The organism is Vibrio sp. dhg (assembly GCF_003443775.1).
GTDB classification, from domain to species: domain Bacteria; phylum Pseudomonadota; class Gammaproteobacteria; order Enterobacterales; family Vibrionaceae; genus Vibrio; species Vibrio natriegens.
Genome location: NZ_CP028944.1, coordinates 501,748 through 525,142 on the forward strand (window position 1 = coordinate 501,748; position 23,395 = coordinate 525,142).

22 protein-coding genes are annotated in these 23,395 nt (G+C 46.2%); 5 read left to right on the forward strand and 17 right to left on the reverse strand.

Annotated features, from left to right (window positions below; all coding sequences use genetic code 11):
• Window positions 1-10: 10 nt before the first annotated feature.
• Window positions 11-433, reverse strand: coding sequence for a MarR family winged helix-turn-helix transcriptional regulator (locus DBX26_RS17960; protein WP_014233965.1), 423 nt, complete (start codon window positions 431-433; stop codon window positions 11-13).
• A 399-nt stretch (window positions 434-832) separates the two neighbouring features.
• On the opposite strand from DBX26_RS17960, the gene DBX26_RS17965 reads away from it, so the two are divergent.
• Together DBX26_RS17965 and DBX26_RS17970 are read left to right on the forward strand one after the other, a co-directional pair.
• Window positions 833-1,810: a DUF1852 domain-containing protein gene (locus DBX26_RS17965; protein WP_118120340.1), complete on the forward strand. Its 978-nt coding sequence runs from the start codon at window positions 833-835 to the stop codon at window positions 1,808-1,810.
• A 28-nt stretch (window positions 1,811-1,838) separates the two neighbouring features.
• Window positions 1,839-2,867: a methionine synthase gene (locus DBX26_RS17970; protein ID WP_118120342.1), complete on the forward strand. Its 1,029-nt coding sequence runs from the start codon at window positions 1,839-1,841 to the stop codon at window positions 2,865-2,867.
• Window positions 2,868-3,045: 178 nt separating this feature from the next.
• On the opposite strand, the gene DBX26_RS17975 is transcribed toward DBX26_RS17970, so the two are convergent.
• The 6 genes from DBX26_RS17975 to DBX26_RS18000 form a co-directional block, all read right to left on the reverse strand.
• Window positions 3,046-3,723: a hypothetical protein gene (locus DBX26_RS17975; RefSeq protein ID WP_118120344.1), complete on the reverse strand. Its 678-nt coding sequence runs from the start codon at window positions 3,721-3,723 to the stop codon at window positions 3,046-3,048.
• A 582-nt stretch (window positions 3,724-4,305) separates the two neighbouring features.
• Window positions 4,306-5,292: an N-acetyl-D-Glu racemase DgcA gene (dgcA, locus tag DBX26_RS17980; protein WP_118120345.1), complete on the reverse strand. Its 987-nt coding sequence runs from the start codon at window positions 5,290-5,292 to the stop codon at window positions 4,306-4,308.
• Window positions 5,285-6,307, reverse strand: a complete 1,023-nt coding sequence (gene dgcN, locus DBX26_RS17985; protein WP_065298812.1) for an N-acetyltransferase DgcN — start codon at window positions 6,305-6,307, stop codon at window positions 5,285-5,287. Before dgcN ends, dgcA begins: the two co-directional genes overlap by 8 nt.
• 82 nt (window positions 6,308-6,389) lie before the next feature.
• Complete coding sequence (locus DBX26_RS17990) at window positions 6,390-7,109, reverse strand: ABC transporter permease (RefSeq protein WP_020333775.1); 720 nt, start codon at window positions 7,107-7,109, stop codon at window positions 6,390-6,392.
• 10 nt (window positions 7,110-7,119) lie between these two features.
• Entirely contained in the window at window positions 7,120-7,836 is a 717-nt protein-coding gene (locus DBX26_RS17995; RefSeq protein WP_065298813.1) for an ABC transporter permease, read from the reverse strand.
• Between the two features lie 62 nt (window positions 7,837-7,898).
• A complete protein-coding gene (locus DBX26_RS18000; RefSeq protein ID WP_231119411.1) occupies window positions 7,899-8,681 on the reverse strand; it encodes an ABC transporter substrate-binding protein in 783 nt (260 codons plus the stop codon).
• Window positions 8,682-8,885: 204 nt separating this feature from the next.
• Between DBX26_RS18000 and DBX26_RS18005 the strand changes: the two genes are divergently transcribed.
• On the forward strand, window positions 8,886-9,869 hold the full coding sequence (locus DBX26_RS18005; protein WP_020333771.1) for a LysR family transcriptional regulator: 984 nt from the start codon (window positions 8,886-8,888) through the stop codon (window positions 9,867-9,869).
• A 32-nt stretch (window positions 9,870-9,901) separates the two neighbouring features.
• On the opposite strand, the gene DBX26_RS18010 is transcribed toward DBX26_RS18005, so the two are convergent.
• Both DBX26_RS18010 and DBX26_RS18015 read right to left on the reverse strand, forming a co-directional pair.
• Complete coding sequence (locus DBX26_RS18010) at window positions 9,902-10,945, reverse strand: nitronate monooxygenase family protein (RefSeq protein WP_118120347.1); 1,044 nt, start codon at window positions 10,943-10,945, stop codon at window positions 9,902-9,904.
• A 145-nt stretch (window positions 10,946-11,090) separates the two neighbouring features.
• The gene (locus tag DBX26_RS18015; RefSeq protein WP_014233954.1) at window positions 11,091-11,951 is read right to left on the reverse strand and encodes a mechanosensitive ion channel family protein; all 861 of its coding nucleotides are present in this window, start codon (window positions 11,949-11,951) and stop codon (window positions 11,091-11,093) included.
• Between the two features lie 310 nt (window positions 11,952-12,261).
• Between DBX26_RS18015 and DBX26_RS18020 the strand changes: the two genes are divergently transcribed.
• Window positions 12,262-13,575 carry a molybdopterin-dependent oxidoreductase gene (locus DBX26_RS18020; protein ID WP_118120349.1) on the forward strand — a complete coding sequence of 438 codons (1,314 nt, stop codon included), beginning with the start codon at window positions 12,262-12,264 and terminating at the stop codon, window positions 13,573-13,575.
• A 5-nt stretch (window positions 13,576-13,580) separates the two neighbouring features.
• Window positions 13,581-14,240 carry a cytochrome c family protein gene (locus tag DBX26_RS18025; protein ID WP_118120351.1) on the forward strand — a complete coding sequence of 220 codons (660 nt, stop codon included), beginning with the start codon at window positions 13,581-13,583 and terminating at the stop codon, window positions 14,238-14,240.
• A 32-nt stretch (window positions 14,241-14,272) separates the two neighbouring features.
• On the opposite strand, the gene DBX26_RS18030 is transcribed toward DBX26_RS18025, so the two are convergent.
• From DBX26_RS18030 to DBX26_RS18070, 8 genes are all read right to left on the reverse strand, one after another.
• Complete coding sequence (locus DBX26_RS18030; protein ID WP_118120353.1) at window positions 14,273-14,875, reverse strand: methyltransferase domain-containing protein; 603 nt, start codon at window positions 14,873-14,875, stop codon at window positions 14,273-14,275.
• A gap of 100 nt (window positions 14,876-14,975) precedes the next feature.
• Window positions 14,976-16,178, reverse strand: a complete 1,203-nt coding sequence (locus tag DBX26_RS18035) for a phenylacetate--CoA ligase family protein (RefSeq protein WP_118120355.1) — start codon at window positions 16,176-16,178, stop codon at window positions 14,976-14,978.
• A gap of 9 nt (window positions 16,179-16,187) precedes the next feature.
• Entirely contained in the window at window positions 16,188-17,009 is an 822-nt protein-coding gene (locus DBX26_RS18040; protein WP_014233948.1) for an ABC transporter ATP-binding protein, read from the reverse strand.
• Between the two features lie 79 nt (window positions 17,010-17,088).
• Complete coding sequence (locus DBX26_RS18045) at window positions 17,089-18,333, reverse strand: ABC transporter substrate-binding protein (protein WP_014233947.1); 1,245 nt, start codon at window positions 18,331-18,333, stop codon at window positions 17,089-17,091.
• A 310-nt stretch (window positions 18,334-18,643) separates the two neighbouring features.
• Entirely contained in the window at window positions 18,644-19,711 is a 1,068-nt protein-coding gene (locus DBX26_RS18055; RefSeq protein ID WP_014233946.1) for a branched-chain amino acid ABC transporter permease, read from the reverse strand.
• An 11-nt stretch (window positions 19,712-19,722) separates the two neighbouring features.
• Entirely contained in the window at window positions 19,723-20,616 is an 894-nt protein-coding gene (locus DBX26_RS18060; protein WP_020333763.1) for a branched-chain amino acid ABC transporter permease, read from the reverse strand.
• Window positions 20,616-22,568 carry a long-chain fatty acid--CoA ligase gene (locus DBX26_RS18065; RefSeq protein ID WP_118120357.1) on the reverse strand — a complete coding sequence of 651 codons (1,953 nt, stop codon included), beginning with the start codon at window positions 22,566-22,568 and terminating at the stop codon, window positions 20,616-20,618. The genes DBX26_RS18060 and DBX26_RS18065 overlap by 1 nt, the downstream gene beginning before the upstream one ends.
• On the reverse strand, window positions 22,568-23,368 hold the full coding sequence (locus DBX26_RS18070) for an ABC transporter ATP-binding protein (RefSeq protein ID WP_020333761.1): 801 nt from the start codon (window positions 23,366-23,368) through the stop codon (window positions 22,568-22,570). Before DBX26_RS18070 ends, DBX26_RS18065 begins: the two co-directional genes overlap by 1 nt.
• Between the last annotated feature and the right edge of the window lie 27 nt (window positions 23,369-23,395).

Genomic DNA, 23,395 nt, shown 5'->3' on the forward strand with positions numbered 1-23,395 from the left:
CTCTCACTACTTAACTTTTAAAACGAGTGGTTAACTTATTCAATACGCCCAGCATGGTGTTTATCTCCTCATCAGAAATATCAGACAGCATATCTTCTTCAATTTCTTGCAAATGGCCACGTAACACCGAAACCTGCTGGCGACCCTCACTCGTTAAATAAATTCGTTTTGTCCGACGATCATGTTGGTCGGCTTGGCGAGTGATGAAGCCTTTCTTTTCTAAGCTATCGAGAAGGCGAACCAGTGATGAGCCTTCTATGCCAACAGAAGATGCCAACGCTTTTTGGCTGATACCATCACCAAACTCGTCTAAGTGCAAAAGCGGTGACCAACTCACATCGGTAAAACCTACCTGAGCTAGTCGTTGGTCGATGTGTCTTCGCCATAAACGGGAGGTAATCGAAAATTGAATACCGAATTTTAATCTGCTCATAATAACTTCAATTAATATAATTTGAATTCAAACTATTTGAAATGATAACAGCATTCTTGCAGAGATCAATCTCTCTGTCGTTATCGTCTCGCTTGGGACTTACGAGCTTTGATTAAGCAGATTTAACACTGAGAACAAGAAAATTATTGAGCCTCTCCCTCCTCTCTATGCCACACCATGAATATTTTTCATGTGCCACATTAAGTAAAAGCGTTTTAATTCATGTGGCACGAAGGGTATAAAAAACACTCTATCTATAACTCATAATAATATTGAATTTGAATCTCTAATCGATTTTTTGTCACTAACAACATACATAACGTCAGAAAAAATTTAGAAAGAACAGAGATAGCTAGGAATAAGTTCAGGTTTACCTTAGGTATAGGATGTCAGCTCAAAATGAATAAAGACTTTACATTTACGATTAATAGCATTTGCTTTGATGAAAATTATCAGCCTTCTGATAACACACGTATCACGACAAACTTTGCCAACTTGGCAAGAGGTGAGAGTCGCCAAGAGAACTTACGCAACACCTTAAAGATGATTAACAATCGATTTAACGCCTTAGCGAGCTGGGATAATCCCGCTGGCGATCGTTATTCAGTAGAACTGGAAATAATTTCTGTTGATCTGGATATTGAAGGCAGCGGTCAAACCTTCCCTTCGATTGAAATATTAAAAACGAACTTTGTTGATCATAAAACTAATGAGCGTATTGAAGGCATTGTTGGCAATAACTTTTCTTCTTATGTTCGAGATTATGATTTTAGCGTATTACTTTTGGATCATAACAAGAACCAAAATCAATTTAGCATTCCAGAGAACTTTGGCGATTTGCATGGCAAGATATTCAAGAGCTTCGTAGATTCAGATACTTACAAGAAAAACTTCAAAAAAACGCCGGTTATCTGCTTGAGTGTTTCAGACAACAAAGTCTATCAACGTACAGAGAACCATCACCCTGTGCTGGGCTTTGAGTACCAACCTAATGAGTCTTCTTTGACTGAACAGTACTTTAAGAAAATGGGCTTACAGGTTCGCTATTTTATGCCACCAAATAGTGTCGCGCCTTTAGCTTTCTACTTTTTTGGTGATCTACTCAATGATTACACCAATCTTGAGCTCATTAGTACGATCAGTACGATGGAGACCTTCCAAAAAATATATCGTCCTGAGATTTATAATGCTAATTCGACGGCAGGAAAACGCTATCAGCCAAATTTAAATAACCTGGATCATTCATTAACTCAAATTGTTTATGACCGAGAAGAACGTAGCCAGTTAGCTATTCAACAGGGCAAGTTTACTGAAGAACATTTCATCAAACCGTATAAAACGATTCTTGAGAATTGGTCAGTTAACTACGCTTTATAATCAACGAATATAGACAGCAGCCTTTATTATGAAAAAATTATTACCTACTTCGACGTCAGGCAGTTTACCTAAACCTTCTTGGCTCGCTCAACCTGAAACACTTTGGTCACCTTGGAAATTACAAGGTGAAGAACTAACGGCCGGTAAAGAAGATGCGTTACGTATCTCTTTACAAGAACAACAATTCGCAGATATTGATATTGTTAGCGATGGCGAACAAACGCGACAACACTTTGTAACGACGTTTATTGAGCATCTCAGTGGCGTTGATTTTGAGAATCGCAAAACGGTTAAAATTCGTGATCGCTATGATGCGAGTGTTCCAACCGTAGTGGGCCCTGTTTCTCGCCAAAAGCCAGTTTTTGTTGAAGATGCTAAGTTCTTGCGCCAGCAGACCGATAAACCCATCAAATGGGCATTGCCAGGTCCTATGACGATGATCGATACGCTGTACGATGATCATTATAAAAGTCGTGAAAAACTGGCTTGGGAATTTGCCAAAATACTCAACCAAGAAGCAAAAGAACTCGAAGCTGCAGGTGTGGACATCATCCAATTTGACGAGCCTGCGTTTAATGTGTTCTTTGACGAAGTCAATGATTGGGGCATCGCAGCATTAGAAAGAGCCATTGAAGGCCTGAAATGTGAAACGGTTGTCCACATATGCTATGGCTATGGCATCAAAGCCAATACCGACTGGAAAAAAACGTTGGGCTCAGAGTGGCGTCAATACGAAGAAGTTTTTCCAAAGCTGCAAAAATCTAATATCGATATCATCTCATTAGAATGTCACAACTCTCGAGTCCCTATCGAGTTGCTCGGGCTTCTTCGCGGTAAAAAAGTGATGGTTGGGGCAATTGATGTCGCAACGGATACGATTGAAACACCAGAGGAAGTCGCCGATACGTTGAGAAAAGCACTTGAGTTTGTTGATGCCGATAAGCTTTACCCTTGCACCAACTGCGGTATGGCACCGTTGCCTCGCCAAATAGCGAGAGGCAAACTTAATGCCCTAAGTGCCGGGGCAGACATCGTTAGAAGAGAACTATTGGCTTAACCGTTCTCAAACTAAAGCGAGGGTTACCGTGTTCGAACAGAATGGATTCTGAATCCATTGTCCAACTGGTAACCCTTCATCATATGTGATTGTCTATCTTTGCCTTTAGAATTAGGCTTGGGCAAACAGATAGAAATCTGAGTAATCTAAGGTTTCGGCCTAACTTAACGGTCAATTATCAGCGAAAAATCGTTTGATACTCTCCCGTTTTCTTATTGATAACATGCTGTTCTCTCACTTGTTCGGTGCCCTTTTCATTAATATCATCGACCCAGTAACCGTCGTAACTATTAACACAAGTGACGGATTCACCGCTGTTCCACGAGTCGTATACTGACACGTTATCAACTCTCATGCCGTGCCCTTTAAGGATATCAGCGTATTTTGCCCCAAAGTCCAAACAAAACTGAATGCGTTCATCGATCATGGCCTGACGTTTAGCAGCTTGTTCTTGTTCTCTTTTCTCGCGCTCTAAATTTTGGCGTCTTTGCTCTTCTTGTGCCACTTGCTCGGTCAGGCTAGCCAGAACTGCAGTCTTGTTGTTGCCACTAAACCTGCGGTGTAGATAAATCTCTGAACTTTCGTCATAGGCAATGGCGTAACCCGTATCAGTAACTCCGACAACACTACAGGTCAGAACACCACCCTTAAAATCTTCAGCAACAACTGGCAATTGGTTTAAAACGAGCGATGACACTGACATTGATGGTTGGAACTCTTTATCTTGAGTGACGACTAGTCTACCGAGCTCTTCACACTTTTCTACGTGTACATCCGATAAAACAGGATTACTAGTAGATGTCGTAACACACCCTGCTAGGCTAATTAACACAGCCAAGGAGATAATTTTTTTCATATACAGTCTTTTACTCAGCGCTACTCGCACAAATATTGAAGCTCGAAGGTATTACATCAGTCTTTACTGTGGATGTATAGTTTGCTTTCCGTTTCATACACGGTTTTTAATCAAGTCAGCCAAAGCAATCGATTCCCCGAGACAAAGAACTAAAATGCGCTGTAAGTCAGCAGCATTGCTCTCTTTGCCGATGTAATTTTTCCTTCTTTACATAATCGTCGCCGTCATCTTATCAACATAGTTGCAACTTAGGGAGTGCTGAACGCCATTTTTTAGCTCTAACAACCAGTTAACTTATAAAAAGAACAACATCCTACCAAATGACAGGCAACATTGCTTTCAATGCGACTCCTGCACTTACGATACCTCATCATCAATTGACCATTCGGAGCCAATACATTCGAAGTCAATAAATGGTTACAAGAAATTACCTGTCCCTCAGAGGGCTAAGCCAAGCGTCACTATGACTAAGTTATACGATCAGGAATTCGCTCTCGCCAAAATAACAAAAAAGCCATGGTACTTGACCATGGCTTTGAACGAGATAAAAGTTAGACCGTAGATATAAGTCAGGCTGCAGTATTATCCCCATACACCTTCTGTCGGCTCGACTACGCTCTCGCGATAATTGAGCGCAGGTGTTCTGTCTTCTGATAACAAAAGTGGCCCATCAATATCGACCCATCGAGCTTGTTGAGCGAGAAGCAGTGCCGGAGCCATAGCAAGAGAAGTCCCAATCATGCAGCCGACCATCACTTCAAAGCCCATCTCCTGCGCATCTTTAAGCAGAGCCAATGCTTCTGTCATGCCACCGGTTTTGTCCAGTTTAATATTCACCGCCTGATAGCGTCCTTTCAGAGCAGCTAGCGAGGAACGATCAATACAAGACTCATCAGCCGTAATGGGCAACAACGGCGTGATCGTTTCCAGTAAGTGCTCTTCTTCGAACGACAACGGCTGCTCAACCATTTCCACACCGAGTTCAGCAAGAACTGGCAAATACTCACACAGCTGTGCAAAGCTCCAACCGGTGTTGGCATCAATCACCAAACGGGTATTAGGCGCTGCTTCACGTACTGCACGGACACGTTCTAAGTCACCATCCCGACCGAGTTTTAGCTTCAGAATTGGGCGATGTTTTTGCGCTTCAGCCGCTTTGCCCATTTTTTCAGCACTATCGAGTGATAAAGTGAATACCGTTGTTACTGGCTGAGGTGCGTCACTAAAACCCGCCATTTGCCATGCTGGTTGCTGTTTTAGCTTGGCTTCCAATTCAAATAAAGCACAGTCAACGGCATTACGTGGCGCAGCAGATGGTAACAACTCACCGAGTTCTTCACGGCTGATACCCGACTCTACTGCTTGAACAACAGACTCAACATCCGCCAAGACATCGTAAGGGTAATCGGGCTCGAAGACATTCATCCGTTCGCACTCGCCACGCCCTACGAGTCCATCTTGTTCTATCTCAACCACCACTACTTCACCATGCAGCATTGGATCCATGCGTGAAATAACAAATGGTTCATGCAGTGGCCACCTTTCAACGCGCACACTCATCTTACGCATAGCAAACCTCTTCGATGCCATCGACAATTTTCGCCACGCCTGTACGGACAGGGTCGACCACAGGTACACCAAATTGTTTCTCAATGCGTGCGATTTCAGCGAGTGCCTCTTCTTCACTCAAATTGACCGTGTTCAGCGCGATACCACCCAGACGAATATTCGGGTTCGTCACGCGGCCCATCGTAAGGTTAATGTCGATAACCGTCTGTAGATCAGGCACGCTGTAACCTTCCATTTCATCCATTTGTGTGCGACCAGCCTCGTGACAAACGATGATCACATCCGCTTGAGCACCATGTAACAAGCCCAAGCTTACCCCCGCATAAGCTGGATGCAGAAGTGAGCCCTGCCCTTCGATAATGTCCCAATGTTCTGGTGCGTTATCTGGAGAGAGCGTTTCAACCATGCCAGAAATGAAGTCGGAAACCACGGCATCTACAGGCACACCGCTACCTTCAATAAGAATACCGGTTTGGCCAGTGGCGCGGAACGTTGCCGGTATACCGCGTTTTTCCATCTCTCGATGAATCGCTAGCGTGGTAAACATTTTTCCAACACAGCAATCAGTACCAACGCTCAGCAGACGTTTACCAGTGCGCGGAAGGCCTGTGCCACATACCATTGGCCCTTGAGGCACGCGAACATCCAGAAGTTTTTGACCCGTACGTTCAGCCGCTGCAACCAGTTCAGGGATGTCGTTTAGGCGCATGTGTAAACCACTTGCGACGTCCATTCCCGATTCCATCGCTTCAATTAAGATGTCAATCCAAGCCAGTGGCAACGTGCCACCTACGGGTGCTAGGCCAAGAATAAAGGTTTTCGCGCCACACGCAGCCGCTTCGCGCGGTGACATTTCAGCGATGCCGAGGTCTGCTTTTGCGCCCGGAAGTCGATATTGCGCCAGACACTTTTCTGGTCGCCAGTGAGCCACACCTTTAGCTACTTTCGCCATTAGAAGATCATTTGCATCGCCCAGAAACACCAAATACGGCGTTTTCAATTCAATCTTGTTCATTGTGTTGATCCTTTTTTAAAGTCAAACGAGCCCACAAGAGTCTTTGCTCCTGTTGCCATCAGGTTGTGGTAGGGTTGAAAAATCAGGTCGTAGCGACAGTCGCTGGCTGTGTGCCTGGCGTTCGCTGGATCTGATGACGATAGAGATACCGTTCTGCCTGACGCCAGGCCATTACAAATACAGTTGCAATCACCAAATACATCGCTGCCGCCAGAAAGTACGTCGAGATATCAAAAGTCTGAGAAAATGCGCGTCGAGTTTGTCCCATCAAGTCCATAACGGTAATCACACTCGCGACTGCGCCGCCTTTGAGCATTAAAATACATTCATTCCCAAGAGCAGGAAAAGCAATACGATACGCAAGCGGCATGACGATGTGTCTGTACAACAAGCTATTATTCATGCCCATTGATTTGGCCGCTTCTATCTCACCTGCATCTACAGACTGAATTGCACCGCGTAATATCTCGGTCTGATAAGCCAGTGAGTTGAGGGTGAACACCAATAGCGCACAGTTAACTGGATCGCGGAAGAAACCCCACATTCCCATTTCCATTAGCCAAGGGCGAAACTGACCAGAGCCGTAATAGAGTAAAAACAGCTGAGCAATCAGTGGCGTTCCCCGAAAGAAAGAGATAAAGAGCTGTGCTGGCCAACGATAGATGCGCGCCCGCTGAATACGCAATAGTGACATAGGCAATGCCAGCAAAGCCGCTATCGAAACCGAAATAAAGGTGATTTTCAGCGTCATCCATGCCCCATCGAGCAACATCGGAGCGACCTTAGCAATAAAATCCGTCATAGCTTTCTCCTTAGCGACTCACTCGAATACCACGTTTTGAGTGTTGCTCCATTGCTGCCAATAATCTTTCGCAGCACAAGCACACCGCCCAATAGGCCAAACAAACCGTCAGGTAGAACAAAAATGGCTTTTTGGTGGCACCTACAGCGATGTTCGCCGCACGCATCAAGTCATCGAGTGCAATGACCGACACCAGAGCGGTATCCTTTAATAAGTTGATCCACAAGTTACCTAACCCCGGCAGAGCCAAACGCAGCAGTTGCGGGCGCTCGACCAGCCAGAATATTTGAAGTCTAGACAACGCGAGTGCGTATCCGGCCTCACGCTGACCTTTATCCATCGCTTTCCAGGCACCACGCAGCACCTCTGCCGCGTAGCCGCTAAAGACCAGACCAAGTGCAATCACACCTGCACCAAACGGATTCAGTTCGAAAAAACCGTTGCTAGGGTCAATCCATTTCAGCGTTTTGTTAATCAGCAGACCGACGCCATGGTAGATAATAAATAGAGTCAGCAGCTCCGGAAGCCCGCGCAGTACCGTGGTATAAACATTGGCAAACCAACGGTGGCTCTTGTTGGTACTTATCGACAGCGCGGCCACGCCCGTTCCCAAAAATAATCCCACAGGTAAAGCACACAGAGCTAACCCAAGAGTCACCACTAAGCCTTTAAGCAGCTCGTCTCCCCAGCCAGTGTCACCCAGACTCAGATACATCAGATAATCCATCGCGTCGCTCTCTTTTTGATTTACTACTCAGTGGCGACATAGGCCGCCACATTTGATCTGACTTATTTCAGAGTCAGCAAGTTAATCGAGAAGAACTCGTCGTTGATTTTCTGATAAGTACCATTTTTGATGATGCTCGCTAACGCCTGATCTAAACGTTGGCGAAGTTCCTGATCTTCTTTACGAAATGCAATACCCACGCCATCACCCACATATTGTCGATCCATGATCAGGTTGCCGACTTTCTCACAACACGCGCCATCTTCAGAGCTTAACCAGTCCGTCATTGGCATGATGTCGCCCGCTTGAGCGTCAATACGGCCGCTAACCAAGTCGAGGTTTACTGCATCCTGTGTCGGGTATAAACGCACTTCAGAATCTGGGTATTTCGCTAACAGGTACTCAGCCTGTGTCGTCGAGCCTTGCGCACCGATGATCATGCCTTTCATCGCCTCTGGGGACACATCTTTAATACCTGACTGCTTATCGACAACAAACGTCATCGCAGATGCCTGATATGGAGCGCTGAACGCCACTTGTTGTTTACGCTCATCGGTAATGAACATGGAAGCCAGAATCATGTCGTATTTACCCGCCAAAAGCGCCGGAATAATACCGTCCCAATCCTGTGCGACGAACTCACATTCGACTTTCATCTCGCTGCAGAGTGCTTTACCGATTTCGATATCGAAACCAGCTAGCTGGCCGTCTGCGGTGTAGTAGTTAAACGGAGGATACGCACCCTCTGTACCAATTTTGATTGTTTCTGCGTTAACGCCCGCTGAAGCAGCGACGGCCACGGAGGTAGCAAGCAAAGCACCTAAAAATTTTCCTTTTGACATCATGGATTCCCTTCTACTTTTGTTATCGTTTCATTCCAGATTCTCGCTCGCTAAGAAGACATCTCCCTTCTACTTCAGCAAACGGTCACAAAGACAGTATTGAGTATGTGAAAAAAGTAGTTAAAAGCCATAATGATGAATTAGTATGATATACATAGCCTATCGCTATGGGTGTTCGTTCAAGTAACCATTCAAGGAAAGAAGCACATGCTCAACCCTAAAGACCGCCTTTTACGTAATCTCGACTGGAACTTACTGTATACGTTCTTAACCATTGTTAACGAAGGTGGTATTAGTGCTGCTGCGCGCAAGTTATCGCTCAGCCAACCCAGCGTAAGTAATGCGTTGAAGCGACTTGAAGAGCACGTAGATAAACGGCTCATCCTGCGTAAAAAAGGCGTGTTCTCTCTTACTCTGCACGGGATGCGAGTTTACGAGTATGCATCATCAGTGAGTCGTATCATTGGCAACATGGCGGATCAATTTGTTGATCAAGCGGATAATATTCAAGGCGAGCTGACGATTGAGATAGCCAGTCATCTGCAGTGCCCGGCGTTTGATGCCACACTGGCGAACTATCACGCGCTGTACCCTAACGTTATTTTTAACGTTAATACCCATCCAAGCGCTGACATCGTCAGTCACGTCGCTGACGGTTTATTGCACATAGGATTGAGTAATAAGAAAATAGCAAAAACAGGCATTCGCTGTGACTTTCTCGGCTACGAACAGATGGGTTTTTATTGCGGACGAACCCACCCGTGCTTTGGTCGCGAAGACTTGACCCTCGACGAAATTAAAGGCTTGCCCTACATCTCTTTTGAAAGCGACCAGCCAGGAGAAGGACTGGACGCTATCGCCCACTTTCGTGAACAACAGCAGTTTTGGGGTAAATTAGTTGCCGTTTCGTCCAATGTTGAGGAAGTTCGCCGCATGATCATGGCAGGAATCGGCTTTGGTGCACTGACTGTCGAAAGCGCCAAACCTTACGTTGCACAAGGACTACTGTGGCCACTTCCTCCCTACGAATCACTGCCCGTAACCGAAATGTATTTGGTAACGCCAGAAACGGTCTCGTTGAGCGATATTGAAGTGCAATTTGTTAAACTGCTCAAGCAACAAACTCAAGAGTTGGTGCGCGACACCCTTAATGCGATTCAGAGTGCTCATCATCAGCCTCAGGGAGATTAAGTCGTACTACCAATCTCTATAAATATTGAAAATTAACGCAGCCCAGCTAACGCAAGTGTCATCTCTTTTGCCGATATTTCTTGGCAACCTTGCGTATTTTGACCACACCATAAAGGCGAGAAGTCATCCATACCTTGGCTTTCAGCTTGTTTTCGTAGTTCCGTCATTTCAATCGAGGCGAATGGGAATTCCGGCACAGACGAGCTCATATAACCCAGTTCTCTCATTGCTCGATTGACAATGCCACGCGCTGGTTTTCCAGAAAAGATATTCGTTAATGCGGTATGTTGTGATTTCGTTTCTTTCAGAGCCTGTCTATGCAATGGTGATGTTTGAGCTTCTGTACATAACAGATAAGCCGTTCCGACTTGTACCGCTGTCGCTCCTAGCTGTAAACAAGAATGCACTGAGCGACTGTCAGTGATACCACCTGCGGCTATCACCGGAACGTTGACTCGATTTACAATTTGAGGAAGAAGTGCAACCAACCCCATTTGCGTCGAGATATCTTTGGATAAGAACATTCCGCGGTGGCCACCAGCTTCTATGCCTTGTGCAATTATGCCATCCACTCCGCGAGACTCTAACCAAAGAGCTTCCTCTACCGTCGTCGCAGATGACACGACTTTGGTGCCCCATTGTTTGACTCGATCAAGTAAGTCACTATCGGGCAGACCAAAATGAAAGCTGATGAACTCCGGAGAAAACGGTTCAATCGCATCCGCTATCTCATGGCTGAATGGCACCCTATTCGCGCCACCAGCCGCAAGCTTCATATCTAAATCAAGTTCATCAAAAAACGGTTTTAACTCACTTTGCCAAATCGCTTGGCGCTGTTGATTGAAAGGCGATGCATCATGACAGAAAAAGTTGAGATTAAATGGTTTGCTAGTTGCCGCTTTGATCGCCTCAATTTCACTCACGATTTGATCGATACTCAACATGCCACAAGGTAAGGACCCTAGCCCTCCTGCTTCACTCACAGCAATGGCCAGATTACTTCCTTGGACACCCGCCATCGGCGACTGAATAACGCAAAGTTCGGTACCTAATAAATCCTTATATCTTGTGTTCATTATTTCCCTGCTTCTCTAATGAAGAAAACGAAGCACACATAATGCAACCTTTTGCGCATTCATACAATCCGCGAGTATCGCTGAGGTTCAAGGTTTTAAAGGTTAAGGAGCCATCACATGAAACGGTGAATCAAGGCAAGGTTGGCTAACGCTCCCGAGAAACTTTAATTTCGCCATCAATATGGACATCACGTTGAGGGAATGCTATCTCAATGCCTTTTCGCTCAAAGGCTTCATAAATTTCAAAACGTATCTGACTGGATACCGCACGAATCCCTCCTTCAACCGTTGAATGGATCCAAAAATACGATTCAAAGATAAGAGCGTTATCACCAAAGTCCTGGAAGAATACATCGGGCTCTGGGTTACCAAGCACTTGTTCTTGTTTTAACGTCACTTCTTTCATTAACGACGCGACCAGTTTTACGTCACTTCCATAAGCAACACCGACCACGACGGTGCCTCTTACCAACCTGTCGCAGAGTGTCCAGTTAATGACCACGTTTTCAATCAACTGACTGTTTGGTATTAACATGTGCACACCATCAGTACGTCTGATCCGCGTAGAACGGGTATTAATTTGCTCGACAGTGCCTTTTGCTCCTTCTACTTCCAAAAAGTCACCAATCCTAATCGGCTTTTCACCAATCAAAATCCAGCCACTAATAAAGTTATTAATGATGTTTTGAGCACCAAAACCAAAGCCAATCGCGACAGCACCAGACAAGAAGGCAAACGCGGTAATAGGTACATTAATCAACGAAAGAGTGGTGAGGAAAATAATCCCGAGAGCGATGACGAACAATATCCGTTTTACCAAATGGATAACATTCGGATCTTTCCCTGCTGACGCCATTCTGGACGTAACCGCTTTAATAAGTATTTTGGACAGCCATAAACTAACCAGTATCCAAGTGGGAACCATCAATATTGCCCACAAAGTGATGGGTTGATCATTAAAGGTAAATAAGGTGGTCTCTAGAAAGGAAATGACTTTATCGAACATAAAAGCTCACTTTTATCTTATTGTTTTTGAGTAATACAACGCGTGTTAATTAAATTGTAATCCACATAACGACAAATGAAGGTTTTAAGCCTTATCCGAATCAAAATAGAACCTGTAAATCCGAAAAAGCATCGAAGTGTGCTGATGAGGAGCATATTTCTCACAAATATTGTTAAGGCTATCAATAGTCGACTAATGTTAGTGATGTAAAACTTATTTCGGACGTTATTTGTAGAGTTCGGTGAAACGACCTGCAGAACCATAAAAGTACAGAGATGTTCTTGGGCGTTAGCCGATAAAGGAACGCATCATGAGTGAGAACGAGAAAAACAAGCCGCAAGGGATTTATAAATATTATGAAAAAAATCCTGAGTCTGCGGATGAGAAAGTCTTTGGAAGAGTCAGTCATCCTGACAGGCGAGGCTTTTTAAAAGGCGCGGGATTAGCAACAATGGCAGCCGTGCTTGGCGGAGCCATTCCCTTCCACCGAAACATGCCCGCTGGGATTATCCCGGCAGCATTTGCGGAAGGGCTCGATGACGTAATGATTGAAGGTAAAGATGGTCTGACTGTGCTTAACGACAGACCAATGAATGCTGAAACGCCACCTCACCTTCTCAACGACGACATCACCCCTACACGCAGACACTTTATACGCAACAACGGCATCCCTCCAACCGCAGTCAACGCTGAAGCGTGGAGCTTAACCATCGATGGTATGGTGGACAAACCCATGACACTTACGATTGCCGATCTGAAGAAAAACTTCGATGTGATTGAGCAACAACTCGTCGTGGAATGCGGCGGTAATGGCCGTGCATTCTTTGATCCTAAAGCATCAGGTAATCAATGGACTTATGGTGCGGTTGCCTGTTCAAGCTGGACGGGAGTGAGGCTAGCTGATGTTCTCAAAGCTGCCGGTGTCAAAGACGGTGCGGTTTATACGGCACATTACGGTGCAGATAAACACCTTTCGGGTCAGGAAGGTAAGTTACCAATTTCTCGCGGCGTACCCATTGCCAAGGCGATGGGCGCTGAAAACCTTATCGCTTTCGAACAAAACGGTGAACCTCTTCACCCAATGAATGGTGCGCCACTACGTTTGGTTGTCCCAGGTTGGCCAGGCTCTTGTTCGCAAAAATGGCTGACACGAATTCAAATCCGCGATCAGGTACATGACGGTCCGAAAATGACAGGGACATCCTATCGTGTGCCTAACAGACCAGTGGCTCCCGGCGAAGAAGTTGCAAAAGAGGATTTTGAAATCATCGAGCGTATGCCGGTGAAATCCCTCATCACTTCACCACAAACAAACTCACAAGTGGATGGAAACGAGGTTGCGGTGCGAGGTCATGCCTGGTCTGGAGACCGTAAAGTGACAAAGGTTCAGCTTTCCATTGATTTTGGCGCAACCTGGATGGATGCCGATCTCGCCGCCCCAGCAAACGAAGGAGCTTGGCAGACCTTTAGTGCTAAAGTGAAATTCCCACAACCGGGCTACTACGAAGTTTGGGCAAAAGCGACCGATGATCAGAATGTTAGCCAACCTTTTGCCATCGCTTGGAATCCAAAAGGATACCTAAATAACACCTTTCATCGCGTTGCTTTGGTCGTTAAGGGGTAACCACAGTGAAAAGTCATAACCTTAGAGAGCGGGTCTTCCCGCTCTCTCTATCACTATTAAGCCTTGTTAGCGGGCCTACCTTTGCAAACACAGAGTTAATTGAAGCGGGCGAACAACAAGCAATGGTATGTAAAGCTTGTCACCAATTTGAACCCAATGGCGTCACTGTGGTTGGTCCGCCACTGTGGGGGCTGGCAGAACGTTCTATTGCTAGTTTTGCGGGCTTTAATTACAGCGAGGGAATAAAACAGCATCAAGGCAAATGGGATGCTGAAAAGCTTGATGCATTTTTAGCGTCCCCCACTGAGTTCGCACCAGGCACCAACATGGTGTTTCCGGGAGTGAAAGACCCAGGGGCTCGAGCCGCCATCATCGCGTGGCTTGCGACTAAGACCCCCTCACCTCCTGACTGGGTCACCCCTTCGTCCGGAATGGAAGTAAAATCAGCAGGGAATGGAATCTTAACACCGGGAGAAAACATGGAACTGGTTGCGGCAATATGCTCTGCTTGTCATTCTTTACATATGGTCGCTCAGCAAGGTTTAAGCAGAAAGCGTTGGGATAAAATGCTCGACTGGATGATAGAAGAGCAAGGTATGGAAGAATTATCGCAAGACGACCGGGAAGCCGTACTAGATTATTTGTCAACGCATTATGGTCAGTAGCGATTTGTCTGATTTGAGACCCCAACAATTCACTACTTCTTCTGCCACACCATCCAATACTCTTTACCTTTAAACACGTCGACGCTGTCAGTCACTGGTGCGGATTCTATGAGAGAAAACGACTTATCTAACCGCCTTTCCAACTCGCCGCTGCGCAAACAAAATGGAGGAAAGCGAGATAGATAGTCGTTATCGATAACAAAATAACCCACCAGAAGACCTTTGCTTGGTAATAACCGCTGAATCATTGCAAAGTAATCGTCCCACTTCTCTTTTGGTAATGCGGCTAAAAATGCTCGTTCATAAATCACGTCAAACGGCTCGGAAAATTCAGCACTAAACACATCCCCTAACCTGACGTTATCTTTGTGCCTGCCTAGCTTTGATTGAGCCATTTTCACGGCTTCTTCGCTGTAATCCATCGCGACAACATCATGTCCATGATCGACGAACTGTGTTACCTCATACGCTGCACCACAACCGGGAATAAACACAGATTGAGCATCACCGGAGATTTGGCTTAGGTAACGTTTTAGGTCTTCGGGCGCTTGATTTCGATCCCACGGCATTGTGCCTTTGACAAACAAATCATCCCAGAAATTCACATCGATACTTGGTGAGTCTGTCGTTTTCATTGCACTTCCTTTAAAGCGGTATTGTTTAATTTAAAAAGGGATACGCGACTTATCTCGGTATCCCTTTTATCCTAGCCTTACCCTGTTATATCTAACGTTGCTAATTACGTAAATCGTTAATCAGAGGTTGCTCCGCGCTGTTCGGCACAAACTGGACCTTGCCCTTGAGCTTAGTAACAGACTGCAACGTTGCTTGAATATCATCGGCGGAAACGTGATCTTCCTGGCAACAGAATGTAATCGTATCGCTGAAACCATCGCGCTCAATTTTTAACGAGCCGGTAATTTCATGGCGACGGCACACTTCCTGTATCTGGTGCGGATAAACAAATAAGCCTTTAACTTTGACTGCCGAATCGGCGCGCCCCATCCAGCCCTTTATGCGCATATTAGTACGTGGTGAGTCAGATTCTCTTTCGATGTGAGCAGAGAGATCACCGGTTGCGTAGCGAATAAGCGGAAACTTTTCATCCAGAGAAGTCACCACCACCTCACCGATTTCACCTGATTGAACGGGGATACCATCAGGGTCAACGATTTCGACAATAATATCTTCTGCAATCACTAAGCCTTGTTCACCAGAAACCTGATAAGCAATCAAACCAAGTTCTGCGCTCGCATACGCTTGAGACACTGCAATGCCCATGTCTGAAAACGCTTTTTGCATGTCTGCAGTGACCGCTTCTCCAGAAACCAGAGCCTTGTTAATGCTCGGCTTCTCACCATATTGCTCTTGATATTTGGTTAGCAAAGTAATTAGGTAAGATGGTGTCCCGGTGTAGCCCGTCGGCTGAAGCTGCTTGATCGCTTCAATCTGCGCTTCACTATTCCCTACTCCAGCCGGAAACACAGCACAGCCGCAGGCTCTTGCTCCGCCATCCATAATAAATCCGCCAGGGGAAAAATGATAAGAGAGCGTGTTGTGGACTAAATCCCCACGGCGAAACCCAGCCGCGTGAAACGCACGCCCCATACGCCAGAAGTCGGCTTCATCCGTTTGTGCCTCATACAATGGGCCTGGAGATTGAAACACGCGAGCCATTTGCCCGATACTGACGCTGTTCAAGCCCCCAAACGGCGGCTTGAGTTGCTGCTGGCTGGGCACATTAAACTTGCGTGTAATCGGCAACTTCGATAGCCCTTCGCGACAATTTACCGCGATAGGATCAATATCTGCGAATAGTTTGGCGTAATGCTCGCTGTGCGCTTTTGCATTTTCAATCAGTGTCGGCAGACGTTTAAACAGAGATTCTTCTCTCTCTGTTGACGGCAGAGACTCTTTCGCATCGAATAATTCGTTCATCACCACTCCTTACAACCAACGCTTACGACGTTTGTAAGATTTTAAGTTCTTAAAGCTCTTGCGCTCTTCATCGCCGCCGCCAAGGTAGAACTCTTTCACGTCTTCATTGTTAAGCAGCTCATGCTTGGTGCCATCGAGCACAATCTTGCCTGATTCCATGATGTAACCATAATCGGCTGCATGAAGAGCAAAGTTCGCGTTCTGCTCCACCAGCAACATGGTAATGCCTTGGTCTTTGTTGATCTTCTCAATGATACTGAACACCTCTTTCACCAAGAGTGGCGAAAGCCCCATCGACGGTTCATCAAGTAAGATCATTTTTGGGCGAGCCATGAGTGCACGGCCAATTGCGAGCATTTGCTGCTCACCGCCAGACAAGTAGCCAGCGAGACCAGTACGTTCTTTGAGTCGAGGGAAGTAGTCGAACACCATTTCGATGTCTTTCTCAACCTCGTTGTCGTTGCGGGTAAACGCCCCTAAACGAAGGTTTTCAATAACCGTCATGTCTTCAACGATTCGACGCCCTTCCATCACCTGGAAGATACCCGAACGAACAATTTCTTCCGGACTCTTGTTGTCGATACGCTCGCCCATGAAGGTAATTTCACCACGAGTCACTTCACCGTCTTCGGTTTTCAACAAACCCGAAATCGCTTTTAGTGTGGTAGATTTACCCGCCCCGTTTGCGCCTAATAGCGTCACGATTTGACCTTTAGGCACTTCAAGGCTTACACCACGCAGTACCAAGATTACTTCGTCGTAGACCACTTCGATATTGTTTACAGAAAGCAGAATTTCTGCTGGTTCGATATTCGTTGCTAATTCACTCATCAAGCCACTCCTTGTGCAGGTGAGAGTTGCCTCTCACCTATCCTATTCTTAGTAATCGTTTTGCTTAGTAAGTAGAAGATTAGTAACCTAACCAATCATCACGACGTGACAATGTAACTTGAGACACTTTCTTGATGTCTACCGCGCCCCCTTGGTTATTACCCATAAACACGTTTACGGTAGTGGTGCCACGGTGATCTTCTGGTTGCCAGTTAGCAGGAATACATACTCCCTCTAGACCTTTTGGTACCCAGTTTTTGTGGACGTACATGCCTTTCTTGATGTTATCACCGGTAATACCACCGTTGTCTTTCGCCCACTCCATCGCTTCTTTCATGTAGAACGCAGAGCACACGCCACGGATGTAGTGGTGAGTTCGAAACTCTCCTGGTTCCGATTCTGACAGTTTGGAAATTTCCTCTACCAGTTTCATTCCTTCTGTATCATCACCCCAGAATGCGGTCATACCCGGGAAAACGTAGTCTTTCAGACCATCACCCGCCGCTTCAATAACCGGTTTATCACCGCCCCAGATGTTCGCCATGTATTGGAAGTCGGTGCCGACCGTGTTACACGATTTCACCAGAGAAATAACCGAACCACCTAAGTTTGCGATGTAGCCGTAGTTGGTACCAGACTCTTTAAGCGACAGACATTGCGCTTTGAAATCGCCCGGTTTAAGTGACACAACCACTGGGTTTTGCACTTCAAAGCCCAGTTCTTTGGCATACTCTGCACACGCCTCTTTTGGCGCATTCGGGAACGGGTGGTTATCACCGATGTGAGTAAATTTAGGCGCAGTGGTATTGCCTTTCGCTTCCCAGTCTTCTTTCGCCCATTTCACTAATGCACGACAGGCATCTGAGTAAGAAGCGCCGTAGAAGAAGTTGTAAGGAGCAGGTTTGGCTGTTTTCGGGTTTTTACCCGTTGGGTCAGTTAAGTGGCCCGAGTAAGATGCCGAAAAGACAGGCACTTTGTCTTTGGTGACAAAAGAGATTAACGCTTCGGTATCCGCCGTACCCCAACCTTGCAGCGCGACCATGTTCTTACGGGCAACCCAACGTTTGTAGTTAGAAATCGCAACTGGCACTTTGTACGCCATATCCACCGTTTCAAATTCTAATTCGGTACCGTTGATGCCGCCATTTTCGTTAATCCACTGCAGTGCATCTCGCACACCAGAGCCGTACGGCTTACTTACATAAGCCGTCGGACCAGAGAAGTCCACCAGATGCCCGACAAACACGGAATCTTTTGCCCAAGATGCGGTAGTAAACAGTGCCGAAGATAGCACCAACGTTGTCGCTAAATGTCCTTTGTTCATAACTCGTTGTCCTTGTTATTGAGGTATATTCCACTTAAGTACCCGGAGGGTCTGTTTATCTTTCGTGATTAATTTTTGTTCGAGATAAAAGCGTTATAATCGCGGCGAGAGGTTTGTAGCCTAGTCATTCTAAGCAAAATACCTCTCAACAAAGAGTAGAACGCTTTTAGCCGAACCCTTTGGGCAGCGTTTGTGGGTCCCTTCTACTGCGTTATCGGCTTATCAGGTAGTGCACTACATTTCAAAGCCTCTGCCTTGTATAACGAACCCACAAACTGCTGCAAAAATCAGCTCGAAAGGTCAACAGACCCTAGTAAGAGAACGGATAATGTTTCCAATATGCTCGAATCTGCTGCCAGCGATGTGACAACCCTTGAGGTTCGAAAATCAGAAACAGCATGATCACCAGACCAATTGCCATTTCTTTGAAGTAAGCCAGACCATCAATAAACGAAGTGTTATCGCTAAATGCAGCCAAACCCGTTACGCCAAACTCTAAAACTTCTGGCAGCAATACGATAAATATCGTGCCCATTAATGTGCCTTTTACAGAGCCCAGACCACCGATGATGATCATCGCCAGGAACTGGATAGACATCATGATGGTGAAGCCTTCCGCAGAGACAAAGCCTAAGTAATGACCGTAGAGTGCGCCGCCGATACCTGCGTAGAATGCGCAGACACCAAAAGAGAGCAGACGATACTTGGTCAGGTTGATACCCATGATTTCTGCGGATAAATAGTGATCTCGAACTGAGACAAACGCACGTCCATCACGTGAACGAATCAGGTTCGATGCCCACATGTACATAAAGATCAGCGCAAACAGTGCAACATAGAAGAAGCTTTCATCGGTCGAAAATTCGAAACCAAACAGATTGATTGGGTTTGCACTTGCACCGTATGAACCACCACTGAACCACTCAGCGCGAGCAAAGAAATCTTCTAAGATGAACTGCGCGGCTAAGGTTGCGATTGCGAGGTACAACCCTTTGATGCGCGCCGCTGGCAGACCAAAGATCATCCCGACAATCATGGTCAGGTAACCCGCGAGCGGAATGGCAAGCACCACAGGAATGTTGTATTGGTTATTCAGCCATGCCGATGCAAAGGCGCCAAAGCCAAAGAACGCACCGTGACCTAACGAAATTTGCCCGGTAAAGCCAACCAGAATGTTCAAGCCCAGCGCTGCAATACCCAGATATGCAATCTGAATAAATAGGTTGAGGAAGTAGATATCCAGAACCAGCGGCGCTGCCAACATCGCGATAACACCCGCTATCGCTAGTCTTCTAATGGTTTTGGTTTCAAAAATCGGCGTATCACTTTTGTATGTGGTTCGAAAATCCCCACATGGGCGCATGCTAAGTTGAGCCATGTTATTTCTCCTTATATACGCTCAATATCTTTGGTACCAAACAGGCCATATGGCTTGAAGGCAAGAATGATTAAAAGCACATAGAAAGGTGCGATGTTGTACAGGTTACCCACTTGCAGGTATTGGCTATCAAAGAACTCAGCCAGATTCTCTAGTAACCCGATAGTGATACCACCAACAATCGCCCCGACCACCGAGTCCAAGCCACCTAAGATTACCGCTGGGAATACTTTGATGCCGATGATGGATAGCGCGTCAGAAACACCGTTTACAATCCCGATAACAATCCCTGCTGTCGCGGATACCATCGCCGAAATAGCCCAACTGATCGCAAACACTTTCTTGATGGAAATGCCAAGACTCTGGGCTACTTGCTGGTTAAATGCTGTCGCTCGCATCGCCAAACCCATTTTGCTGAATTTGAAGAACCAGTAGAATGCACCCATGATGATCATTGAGAAGATCAAGCTAAGGATGTAAGCAAACTCGACGTTTAAACCACCAATATTCACCACGTTTGTTTCGAATACTTGCGGGTACGATACCGCTGATACGCCAAATATCCATTTCATCAGTGCCTGGAAGAACATCGACAGACCGATCGTCACCATAATGACCGAGATGATCGGCTCACCGATTAAAGGTCTGAGTACAATGGTTTGCACAGCAATACCAAACACCATCATAAAGGCGAGTGTCAGTAAGAAGCCGACAAAGAACGGTAATTGAAGGTGAACCAACGCCGCCCAGCACACCCATGCGCCGATCAGTAGAAATTCACCTTGCGCGAAGTTCACCACCTGAGTCGATTTGTAAATCAATACAAAGCACATGGCGACCACGCCATACAACATGCCAACGATTACGCCATTAATGACGAGTTGCAGTAATAAATCCGTATTCACTATGCGATCCTCCGTTGTTCGCTATCCACCAGTGTCAGCTCATGTTGAATAAGCGTTTCAATCACCAGTGACGTTTGAATGCGTGTCTTAGTCCCATCCTGATAAGTAATCACCGTATCGACATCGACATTTGGCGCTGCACTGTAAATGGTTTCGATGATGTCACCGTATTTCTCCGCAACCACACCACGACGAACTTTACGCGTACGGGTTAACTCGCCGTCATCGGCATCCAGCTCTTTATAAAGCAGAATAAATTTGCTGATTTTCTGTGCGTCCGGCAGAGACTCGTTCACTTTGAGTACTTCTTCGCGAATCGCTTTATACACCTCAGGTTGCGCAGAAAGGTTGGTGTAATTGGTGAACGCAATACCCTTTTGCTCTGCCCATTTGGCGACGATCGCGTAACGAATACAGATAATTGCAGAGAGCCAAGGTCTGTCTTTGCCCACCACAACCGCTTCCGCGATAAATGGTGAGAACTTGAGTTTGTTTTCAATAAACTGCGGAGAGTAACGGTCGCCATGACTGGTTTCCGACATGTCTTTTAGTCGGTCAATCACCACTAAGTGACCAGAATCCTTAAAGTAGCCCGCGTCGCCAGTGTGCATCCAGCCATCTTGCACATCTTCATCGTAAGCGGCTTGGTTGTTGAGGTAGCCGGTAAACATACCAGTACTTTTGGCAATGATCTCACCCACCCCATTGCTGTCTGGGTTGATGACTTTCACTTCCGCATTGTCAAACGCCACACCGACTGAGTCGTAGTCCACGTCATTCGCTTTATGCACGGTGTACGCGCCACACATTTCGGTCTGACCATAAAGCTGTTTGAGTGGCACACCAATCGCTTGCAAGTAACGGAAAGTATCTGGGCCCATTGCCGCACCGCCTGTTGCCGCAGAAGTCAGATTCGAGAAACCTAAACGGTCTCGCAGTGCACGCAGAAGTATCCATTCGGCTAGCTTGGAGCGTTTACCCTGATCCAAGGCTTGATTCGCCAACTTCATGCCGAGTTTGTACATTTTCTGCTTAAACGGTGTAGAGTCCATCATTCGAGCAGACACGTCTGCCACAATGTTTTCCCATACTCGCGGAGCCAATAAAACGAAGTTTGGGCCAATCTCGCGTAAGTCCGCCATCATGGTTTCCTGCTCTTCGACAAAGTTGACGATTTGACGGGAAATCAACGCCTGACCAACCACATATACCTGCTCCATGATCCAAGGCAGAGGCAGTACCGAAACGTAGTTATCACCTGGAGAACGTGGATCGGCACGAAGATAAGCCGCACAGTGATCCAAAAACGTGCCGCTATGAAGTTGGGCGAGCTTTGGTTTAGAAGTCGTACCCGAAGTGGTACAGAGAATCGAAAGATCGCTGCCTTTGGTTGCCGCAACCATATTCAGATATTTGTTAGGGTCAGCTTTGTCTATTAACTGACCTTTTTGGTAGGCTTTCTCGACATCGATAAGTCTTGGATCATCGTACTTGCGCATTCCGCGTGGATCACAATAAATGATGAACTCAACGCTCGGGATCTCATCGCCCAACTCAAGCAACTTGTCACATTGCTCTTCATCTTCTGCAATCACTACTTTCGCTTTGGCATAGTTGATTAAATACGCCACTTCCTCGTGCATCGAGTCTTGATAGATGCCCAGTGAATAACCTTTGATCGCATGCGCGGCCAATTCGCCCCACACCCATTCAGGTCGGTTGTCGCCTAAAAGCCCCACAACGTCTTGCTCACCAACACCTAAATCTTGCAGTGCAAGCGCCATCCACTTGACTCGATCTTCATAATCCTGCCAAGTAAATTCTCGCCAAATACCAAATTCCTTCTCGCGCATAGCGACCTGATCTGGCCAGTGCTTGGCGTTGTGCTGCAACACTTTTGGAAAGGTATCTAAGCTGGTTATATCTGCCCAATCATTATGTTGCTGTGCCATTATGCACTCTCCTCTAATGTCGGAAGTTCTTCACCCAAATAAGCTTGTTTCACGTGTGGATTCGCCATGACTTCTTCTGGCTCACCCATCGCAATGTGTTTACCAAAGTCCAAAACGAGCACCCGATTGGAGATGTCCATGACCACACCCATATCGTGCTCGATCATGATGATGGTGATGTCCAGTTCTTCGTTGAGATCCATGATGTAACGTGCCATGTCTTCCTTTTCTTCAAGGTTCATACCGGCCATTGGTTCATCAAGCAGAAGGAGTTTTGGTTTCAAAGCAATAGCGCGAGCGAGCTCAACACGCTTACGTAACCCATAAGAGAGCGTGCCAGCTGTGGCTTTACGGATGTGTTGGATTTCTAAGAAATCGATGACGTCTTCTACGTACTTGCGGTGTGCCATTTCTTCTTTTTGTGCGTTAGAGAACCAGTAAAGCGGGCCTGTCACAAAATTGTTTTTTAACAGGTGGTGGCGGCCAACCATGATGTTGTCGAGTACAGACATATGAGAAAAAAGCGCCAGGTTCTGGAACGTTCTACCCAGACCTAACTCTGCTCGTTGACTCGGTGTACGCTTGGTGACGTCATTTCCGGCAAACACTACGGAGCCTTTGTTAGGCGTGTATCGTCCTGAAATGCAGTTGAGCATTGATGTTTTACCAGCACCGTTGGGACCAATGATTGAAAAGATTTCCTTTTCGTTCACATGGAAGCTCACATCGGTTAAAGCTTTAACCCCACCAAAGGCCAATGAAATATCGTTTACCTGCAAAAGAGGTGTTTCCGATACCATAGTTGATCTCCCTTTCTTTTTGAGTGC